8 protein-coding genes are annotated in these 8998 nt (G+C 61.4%); 1 reads left to right on the top strand and 7 read right to left on the bottom strand.

Translation table 11 applies throughout. The features are described from left to right. The 7 genes from RMO89_RS12520 to RMO89_RS12490 form a co-directional block, all read right to left on the bottom strand. On the bottom strand, window positions 1–588 hold a 588-nt coding region (locus RMO89_RS12520; RefSeq protein ID WP_310533480.1), incomplete at its 3' end, for an aminotransferase class I/II-fold pyridoxal phosphate-dependent enzyme. A gap of 12 nt (window positions 589–600) precedes the next feature. Then, the gene (locus tag RMO89_RS12515; RefSeq protein ID WP_310533479.1) at window positions 601–777 is read right to left on the bottom strand and encodes a hypothetical protein; all 177 of its coding nucleotides are present in this window, start codon (window positions 775–777) and stop codon (window positions 601–603) included. Then, window positions 777–1169, bottom strand: a complete 393-nt coding sequence (locus RMO89_RS12510; protein ID WP_310533477.1) for a cytochrome c-type biogenesis protein — start codon at window positions 1167–1169, stop codon at window positions 777–779. Before RMO89_RS12510 ends, RMO89_RS12515 begins: the two co-directional genes overlap by 1 nt. After that, window positions 1166–1696: a redoxin family protein gene (locus RMO89_RS12505; RefSeq protein WP_310533476.1), complete on the bottom strand. Its 531-nt coding sequence runs from the start codon at window positions 1694–1696 to the stop codon at window positions 1166–1168. Before RMO89_RS12505 ends, RMO89_RS12510 begins: the two co-directional genes overlap by 4 nt. Further along, window positions 1693–3633, bottom strand: a complete 1941-nt coding sequence (locus RMO89_RS12500; protein ID WP_310533475.1) for a heme lyase CcmF/NrfE family subunit — start codon at window positions 3631–3633, stop codon at window positions 1693–1695. The genes RMO89_RS12505 and RMO89_RS12500 overlap by 4 nt, the downstream gene beginning before the upstream one ends. Window positions 3634–3649: 16 nt before the next feature. After that, window positions 3650–6274 (bottom strand): SPOR domain-containing protein, encoded by a 2625-nt coding sequence (locus RMO89_RS12495; protein ID WP_310533474.1) that lies wholly within the window; start codon window positions 6272–6274, stop codon window positions 3650–3652. Window positions 6275–6296: 22 nt separating this feature from the next. Then, on the bottom strand, window positions 6297–8669 hold the full coding sequence (locus tag RMO89_RS12490) for a cytochrome C (protein WP_310533473.1): 2373 nt from the start codon (window positions 8667–8669) through the stop codon (window positions 6297–6299). On the opposite strand from RMO89_RS12490, the gene RMO89_RS12485 reads away from it, so the two are divergent. Next, window positions 8655–8942 carry a hypothetical protein gene (locus tag RMO89_RS12485; protein WP_310533472.1) on the top strand — a complete coding sequence of 96 codons (288 nt, stop codon included), beginning with the start codon at window positions 8655–8657 and terminating at the stop codon, window positions 8940–8942. The two genes, RMO89_RS12490 and RMO89_RS12485, sit on opposite strands and share 15 nt — an antisense overlap. Window positions 8943–8998: the final 56 nt, after the last annotated feature.

Here is an 8998-nt window from a genome sequence, read left to right as displayed (position 1 = left end):
CGCAACATCGCCGTCCATCGAATAGACGCTTTCAAAGGCGATCAGCTTGGGCACTTCGGGATCGGTTTCGCTGAGCAATTGCTCAAGGTGTTCCAGATCGTTGTGCCGCCATACCTTCTTTTCGGCGCCTGAATTGCGGATACCGGCGATCATGCTGGCGTGGTTCAGTTCATCCGAAAAGATCACGCAGCCCGGCAGGATCTTGGCGAGCGTCGAAAGTGTCGCATCGTTCGAGACATAGCCCGAAGTGAACAGCAGCGCGCCTTCCTTGCCGTGGAGGTCGGCCAGTTCTTCCTCGAGCTGGATGTGGTAATGCGTGTTGCCGCCGATGTTACGCGTGCCGCCAGAGCCCGCACCAACGTCGTGCAGCGCCTCTTCCATGGCCTCGATCACCTTGGGGTGCTGGCCCATCGCAAGGTAGTCGTTCGAACACCACACCGTGATCGGCTTGGGCCCATTGTGGCCGGCAAAGCAGCGCGCGTTGGGATAGGCACCCTTGTTGCGCAGAATGTCGATGAACACCCGGTACCGGCCTTCGGAATGAAGGCGATCGATCGCAGCGTCGAAGTGTCTTTGATGGAAGAACACCGCTAATTTCTCCTAATTCCCGGTAACCGGTTGGCCAGGCAAGTCGGGGTTTCCCTGCCATGCGTAGCCCGCCATTGCGACCAGCAGCAGTGCGCCGCCCAGTTCGACGACCAGCCACTGCCTGCCGGTCAGCAGCCGCAGCGCACCCAGTGCCAGAGCGGCAAATCCGATCATGAAAATCCAGCCCATCAAGCGCCCTTTCGTTTCAGTCGGCGTGCAACAAGCAAGCCCCCACCGAGCAGAGTGAGCAGCGGCACGATCCATAACGGCAAGGTCGCCGGCCTGACCCGAGGCTTGAAACTGACATAGTCACCATACTTGCTGATCAACATGGTCCGCACCTGCTCGGGGGTGTCGCCTTGGGCGATCCGTTCACGGATCAGTCGCCGCATATCTCCGGCAAGGTCGGCATTGCTGCCCGAGATCGGCTGGCCCTGGCAGACCACGCAGCGGATCGAATCCATCAGCGCCAGCGCCTGTGTTTCCTGCCGCGCATCGGACAGGGAAACCTCGGCATAGTCCTGTGCCATGGCCGGAACCGCAAGTGCGCAAAGCAGCAACGCAGCAATGACGCGCTTCATTTTCCCGCTCCCATCAATGCCAGGATCCTGGGCATGTCGGCTTCTGTCACCACGCCGATGTGTTGATAGATGATCTTGCCCTGGCCATCGACGACGAAGGTTTCGGGCACGCCTGCTGAGCCGAAGGCGATTTGTGCCTTGCCCGCCGCGTCGAGGCCGATGCGCGTGTAGGGATTGCCGTTGCGCGCAAGGAACCCTTGCAGGTCCTCGGTCGTGTCATGCACGGCAATCCCGTCAATTTCTGCCCCGGCGTCCTTGAGCCGGGTCAACATCGGAATTTCCTGAACGCATGGCACGCACCACGAGGCGAAGATATTGAGCAAGCGCGGCTTGCCGTCGCGAAAATCGGCTGTCTTCGCGCCGAGTTGGCCGGGAACGGCCGGGGCAGCATCGAATTCCGGCAGCGGTTTGCCGACCATCTGCGAAGCGATGACATGATCGTCCGGATTTTTCAGCCCGACGAAAAACGCAATGAACAGCGCCGTGCAGATGGCAAAGGGTAGCCAGAGGACCAGCTTGCGTTTCATGCGACCGCGCCCCTTTTGCGCGTCCATGGCCAGCGGCCTTTCCAGATGTCGCGCTGCAAGCGGCCGAGCAGCGACAAGGCTCCGCCAAGCGCGATCAGCATACCACCCAGCCAGATCAGGGTCACAAAAGGCTTCCACCACATGCGCATCACGAAGTTCGTGCCATCGGTGTTCTCTCCGACGACAAGGTACAGCTGACCATTCCAGAAGGTTTTGATCGCGGCCTGGTTGGTGGTCATCTGCGGCTGGCTGAACTGATGGAGCTGGGGCACCATCTGCCATGAGTCACTCTCACCCTTGCGGACCGAAAGCACCGCTTCGAGAGCCTGATAATTTGGCCCCGGCGTTTCGCGAACCCCTTGAAGCGTGACGGAATAGGGTCCTACTTCACGCGTATCGCCCGCCTTCATCGAGACCATGTTTTCCTTGGTGAACGCAGCATCGCACGCCATGCCGGCCAGGCTCACGGCACAGCCGAGATGCGCGATGACCATGCCCCATGTGAACAAGGGGGCACGCCCCAGCTTGCGCTTCCACAGCGGGGAAACACTGGCCACTCCGACCAGAGCCGCTGCAACAAGCCCGAGCAGCGGCAGCACGCCGATGCCCCGGGCAAAGACTGCGAGCAAAAGCAATGTGATCATTGCCGCGAAGATGGCAAAGGCCATGCGGTCAAGCACAGTGCGCGGCCGATCGCTGCGCCAACGCAGCAATGGTCCTGCCGCCAGAAGGACCATCATGAACACCGCGATCGGTCCGGCCACGGCATTGAAAAAGGGCGCGCCAACCGAGATCTTGCTGCCTGTCGCTGATTCGAGGATCAGCGGGTAAAGCGTGCCGGACAGCACGACGACGAGGATCACCGAAAGCAGCAGGTTGTTGATCACCAGCGCTGCCTCTCGGCTGACCATGTCGAAACGATTTCCCTCCACCACTGTGCCGATCCGCACAGCGAACAGGGCCAAGGCCCCACCAATGTATATGGCCAGCAGCGCAAGGATGAAGACGCCGCGTTCGGGATCGACTGCGAAAGAGTGCACCGAAGTGAGAATGCCCGAGCGGACCAGGAATGTACCGACCATCGACATCGAGAATGCAAGCACTGATAGCATGATCGTCCAGGCCCGCAGGCCGTCACGCGTGGCGAGGACTGTCACCGAGTGGAGCAAGGCGGTCGCAGCCAGCCAGGGCATGAGCGACGCATTTTCAACTGGGTCCCAGAACCACCAGCCGCCCCAGCCTAGGGTATAGTAGGCCCAGTAGGATCCAGCCGTGATGCCGATCGTCAGAAAGATCCATGCGCCCAGAATCCACGGCCGCACCGCGCGGGCGAAATCGGGATTGACGTTGCGGGTGACGAGCGCTCCGACCGCAAAGGAAAAAGCAGCCGACATGCCGACGTAGCCAACATAAAGCGTGGGAGGATGGAAGGCGAGACCGGGGTCCTGCAACAAAGGGTTAAGCCCCGCGCCGTCGAGCACTCCCGTGATCCGGGCGAAAGGGTTCGAGGCAAACAGCAGGAAGGCGTAGAATCCCAGCGCGATCGAAGCCTGGGCTGCAAGCGTCGCCAGACGGGTGTCTGCCCGCAGTGTTTTCTCGAAAAGTGCAATCGTTGCTCCGGAAGCGGCGAGGATCGTGACCCACAGCAGCATCGAACCTTCGTGGTTTCCCCAGGTGCCGGCGATCTTGTAAATCATCGGCTTCAGCGAATGGCTGTTGGCGGCCACCAGTAACACCGACATGTCCGATCGCACGAAGACCGCGATCAGCAGGGCAAAGGAGATGACGGCGAATGCTGCCTGGATGAGTGCCGCCGGCACCACCGCGGCGGCAAGCGATTGTCGCCCCCGGGCAAGGCCGATTGCCCCCGCCAGCAGTTGCAGCATGGCCATGGCGGCCGCGATCCACAGCGCGGCCAGTCCTGCCTCGGCGATCACGTGCTGATCTCCTTCATCAGAAATCGAGCCTGTAGCCGACAGTCAGGACGTAGCCGGATTCGCGGGTGGTGACAGGCATGGCAGCGATAATCTGGCGCTGCCGTGAAAAGTTGCCGCCAAATTCAACTTCCACTTCGCCATGGCGCAGCGGGTACCAGTTCATTCGCATCGTCGGCTGGAACTGGCGGAAATCGCCGTTGGTCAGCTTTTCCCGGCGTTCGCCGTAGCGCAAACGCGGGCTCAAGCGGAACTTGTTGGTGATCGGCACGCGCGCATTCAGGTCTGCGGTCCAGGTATTGGTGCGTTGCGTGTTGGCGTACCGGCCCGAGAAAATGAAAATGTCGCTGTCCCACAGCAAACCCGATCCGATCAGCTGCGCGCCATAGTAGTATTCCTTGCCGGTCGTTGGAATTGGGGCAATGCCGACGATGTCCGCCGTTGCCGGAACCCCGATCGTTCCGCCGGTATCGGTCATGGTCACGTCAAAATTGGCCTGCAGCTTTTTGGTCAGCGGGCGTGAGTAGGCGAGGGTCACCGTCTTGGCCGTCAGCGTCGTGTCCTTGGCCATTCGGTAGATCTGCGGGTCGGTGAAGAACGGCTGAAGTTCCCGCAAGTCCATTACCGGCGCGCCCGATGCGACTAGAATCTGTCCGTAAGTTGCGTTGGTCGTCGTGAGCAACGGCGATTGCCGATAGTCCGCGGTCAAAGTCAGGTTCGATGTGTCCGGGAAATTGTAGCTGAGCGAAACCAGCCCCAGGTTCAGGCGACCGAACTTCACATCATAGTCGATCATCGTGAACGCATTGAATTTCTTGTTCGCATAGCGGCCTTCGAAACCCACTGAACGGCGATCAATGAAGCCGCCTCGCGCATGCTGCTCAAACCAGTAGAAAGTGGTCTGGATCGGGCTCTTCTTGTTGCCGACGTCGACGCTGACGCCATAGAATGGCCGCTCCTTCATCACTCTCATCTGGCGCGAGGACTGAACGGGGAAGCCGCCGACAAGATTGAAGCGCAGCCGAGGCTTGGCCTGCCAGCCGACCAAGGCACCGTCAAATCGGCCGAGGACACCTTGCGAGTTGCGCGTCTGCCGGCCAACCCGCACTTGCGAGCCCAGATCGCTCGATGTCCAATCAAGGTAGAGTGCAGTTACCGCCTCCAGACCCCCGCCAGGCTTCGAACGAAATGTCGTCTGGCTGCCACCATTGTTGATCGTGGTGACGGAGGCGCTGGTGCCAAAGTTCTTGGTATAGGAACCGGCAGCGCGAAGCTGGAACTGCGAACGATCGTTGCCTCCGGTTACCGTCACATCGGCGCTGGTCAGCAACTGGTTTACGTTCAGCGAGTTGTCGATTTCGGTGCCGAGAGTCGAATTGGTCGCGAATGTGTCCGAACTGGTCCGGCCCTGATCGCGAAAGTAGAATTGCGAAAAGCTGCCTCTTACGCCCCAGGACCAGCCCTTGCCCGCGCCGGACATGCCCGAAGCCTGCCGCAAGGCGGGGGTTGTCGCCGGCCCCGCTGGGCTGAGTGCAGCGAGCCGCTCACGCACCCGTTCGGCGCCTTCGCCACTGGGGTAGCGCCGAAGGTATTCCTCGTATTCTGCCTTGGCGTGGGCGGTTTGGCCCTTCCTTTCTCGCGTCAGGCCCAAAAGCTCACGCGCACGGGGCGTGTTCACATTTTCGGGCTGGGCAAGGGCATTGCCAAGCAATTGCACGGCGCGGTCCGGCTGGCCGTCACTGATCGCTGCCTCTGCCTGCTCGACCAATCGTGCCGTTTCATTTCCACCCGCCTGGCCGACCACTGCAGGTGGAGTTACCGCAGCAGCAGGCGAAGGCATCGGTGTGCCGGCCGAATTGCGCTGGCTGGCAATTGCTTGCGCACGTTCATCCGCAGTGACCTTCACCACCCAGGCATCCGGAAACTGCGCGGTGAGTTTGCCCTTTGCCGCATCGGCTTCGGCGCGGGAGGCAAAGAAGCCAACACGTAACCGATGCCATTTCTGGGAGTCACGTTCGAAGGTGGAATCATAGACGACTGAGCCAGCCAGCGCTCGCGCCTGCGCTTCGTTCAACACGCCCGGCTCACTTGGCAGAGACTGCAAGTTTACGGCAAAGAGCCCTGCCGGCACGCCTTGAACTGCCACCGGAGATACCGGGGCACTGGCCGATCCTGTGGAGGTGGCTGGCGTGCAATCGCCAACTTTCGGATCGCTGAGGCGGACAACGAGCGAGGTTGGCTGCGCTCCGGCCTCGACAGAAAATGCCATGTCCCGCGCAAAGAACAGCGACAAGACAGGCCCACCGGGATTGTCGCCTTCATATTGAATGGAAGCGAGATCGGGCAGGCTGGTTGGTGGCCGCAGCGATTCACGGCCGATGGGGGCCTGACTGGAATCGAGCGGCTGGAGCCGGATATGCAATTCGCGCCCCTGCTTCTCCGGGAATGAACTGAGCACCTGGATGCGCATGTTGAAATTTATGGTCAGGGCGGAGCAAGTGCCGACATTTTCCACTTTCGCATCGGACAGTGTGCGATCGGCCGAGGTCTGGCCGAAGGCTGGAACCGGAAGGACCAGACCTGCCGAGACGGTAGCCGCGATAGCGGCAATCGTTGCCGCCGATGAATAACTGTGTCTGTTCAAAAGGTGCCTCCTTGCGGCCGGGCTAGTTGTCCCAGGTCCGGGTGCTGTGGCAGGCGCCACAATCTTGAGTGGTGTTGGGGTGATCATTCCTCGGCTTGCCTTCGGCGATCCTGCCATTGTGGCAGGAGTCGCAGCGCCCGGAGACGTCACTGTGGCTGATGCGATAGTTCAGCCAGTTCGTGGTTGAGGTGTGGCAATTGGAGCAGACGTTTGTCGTGCCTGGGTGGGTCGGCGACTTGCCTGTTGCGGTCGTGCCGTTGTGACAGGAAGCGCAGTTGGTCCCCACTCCAGAGTGACTGAAGGTCGCTGGTGTCCAGGCCGACGTCTGGTGGCAGGTGCCGCATTCGGCAGTGGTAGGCACATGAGTCGCGGGCTTGCCGGCGGCAGCGACATTGTTGTGGCAGGAAGAGCAGGTTCCCAATGCCTGGCTGTGGTCCATCCGGACGCTCGGCCAACTGGTCGTCACGTGGCAGAAATCGCACTGGTCGCTGCTGCGAATATGGGTGGCGGGCTTGCCTGGCGCCGTCGTTCCGTTGTGGCAACTCGCGCAAGTCCCGATTACGTCGGCGTGGTTGACGGTCCTTGCCGGACTCCAGGCGGTCGATGTGTGGCAGTCCTCACAAACTGTGTTGGTGGCGATGTGGGTAGCGTTCTTGCCCGTCGCCGTCGTGCCATTGTGACAGCTGGCACAGGAGCCAGTGACATTGGCATGGCTGAAGTTCGCGGGCGTCCAGCCGGTGGTGCGGTGACAGTCACTGCACTCGGCAGTGGTCGGGATGTGGGTTGCTGGTTTGCCGCCAGCCCGGCTGCCGTTGTGGCACGAGGCGCAGGTGCCGATCACGTCGTTGTGGTTGACGGTGCGCGCTGGCGACCATGCAGTTGTCGTGTGGCAGTCCTGACAATTGGTGTTGGTCGCAATGTGGGTCGCGGACTTGCCGGTAGCGGTGGTGCCGTTGTGGCAACTGGCGCAGGTCCCGGTGACATTGGCGTGGCTGAAGTTGGCAGGGGTCCAGCCGGCGGTCGAGTGGCAGGTGCTGCACTCGGCAGTGGTCGGGATGTGGGTTGCGGTCTTGCCGCTGGCCTTGGAGCCATTGTGGCATGACGAGCAGGTGCCGATTACGTCGTTGTGGTTGACGGTGCGGGCAGGCGACCAGGCGGTCGTGGTGTGGCAGTCCTGACAGTTGGTGTTGGTCGCAATGTGGGTCGCGGATTTGCCAGTGGCGGTCGTACCGTTGTGGCAACTTGCGCAGGTGCCCGTCACATTGGCGTGGCTGAAGTTTGCAGGCGTCCAGCCGGTGGTCGAGTGGCAAGTGCTGCACTCGGCAGTGGTCGGGATGTGCGTTGCGGTCTTGCCGCTGGCCTTGGTGCCGTTGTGGCACGAAGAGCAGGTGCCGATTACGTCCGCGTGATTGACGGCCTTTGCCGGGCTCCACGCAGCGCTCGTGTGGCAGTCCTGACAGTTGGTGTTGGTGGTGATGTGAGTCGCCGACTTGCCGGTTGCGGTGGTGCCATTGTGGCAACTAGCGCAGGTGCCGGTGACGTTGGCGTGGCTGAAGTTGGCGGGCGTCCTGCCTGTGGTCGTCTGGCAGGTACCGCACTCCGCGGTGGTCGGAATGTGCGAGGCTGTTTTGCCACTCGCCTTGGTGCCGTTGTGACACGAGGAGCAGGTGCCGATTACGTCCGCGTGATTGACGGCCTTGGCCGGGCTCCACGCAGCGCTGGTGTGGCAGTCCTGACAGTTGGTATTGGTGGCGATGTGCGTTGCGGACTTGCCGGTTGCGGTGGTGCCATTGTGGCAACTGGCGCAGGTGCCGGTGACGTTGGCGTGGCTGAAGTTGGCGGGCGTCCAGCCGGTGGTCGAGTGGCAAGTGCTGCACTCGGCGGTGGTCGGGATATGGGTAGCAGTCTTGCCCTTGGCCTTGGTGCCGTTGTGGCATGACGAGCAGGTGCCGATCACGTCGTTGTGGTTGACGGCCTTGGCCGGGCTCCACGCAGCGCTTGTGTGGCAGTCCTGACAGTTGGTGTTGGTGGCGATGTGTGTCGCCGACTTGCCATTGGCGGTGGTGCCATTGTGGCAGCTGGCGCAGGTCCCGGTGACGTTGGCGTGGCTGAATGTGGCAGGCGTCCAGCCGGTGGTCGAATGGCAGGTGCTGCACTCGGCGGTGGTCGGGATATGGGTAGCAGTCTTGCCCGTTGCCTTGGTGCCGTTGTGGCAACTCGCGCAATTGCTGGAGATGCCCGCGTGGTTGAAGCGAGCCCCGGAGAAATCATTGGTAGAATGACAGGCGCCGCATTCCTGTGTGGTGGCAATATGTGTCGCTGGCTTGCCGACTGCCTCGCTACCGTTGTGGCAGCTTGAACACCGTTCGGAGGTGGACGAGTGATCGAACCGCACGATCTGCCATTGTTTGGTTGTGTGGCAAGAATCGCAAGCAGCTTGCGTTTTGACATGCCGAGCCGGCTTGCCCTCCGCGCGGATCGAATTGTGACAATCGGCGCACACCTTCGGCGTGCCTTTGAAGACGGCTCCGGTGTGGCAAGAGGAACACTGGACCGCGGTATGCGCCCCGGTCAGCGGAAAGCCCGTGCGGAAGTGGTCGAATTTTTGCGCGGCTTGCTCACGCGCATTGAGGGCCGGCGCTGCAAAGAGCAGCGTCGCCAGGAATAGCAGGAGCGCCCAGAAGCGTTTCCCTGTCACCGACCCATCCACATTCCGCAAAAGTT

Source organism: Novosphingobium sp. (genome assembly GCF_031424035.1).
Classification (GTDB): domain Bacteria; phylum Pseudomonadota; class Alphaproteobacteria; order Sphingomonadales; family Sphingomonadaceae; genus Novosphingobium.
Note: the sequence above shows the minus strand (reverse complement) of the source record. Positions and strands in the feature narration are given on the sequence as shown.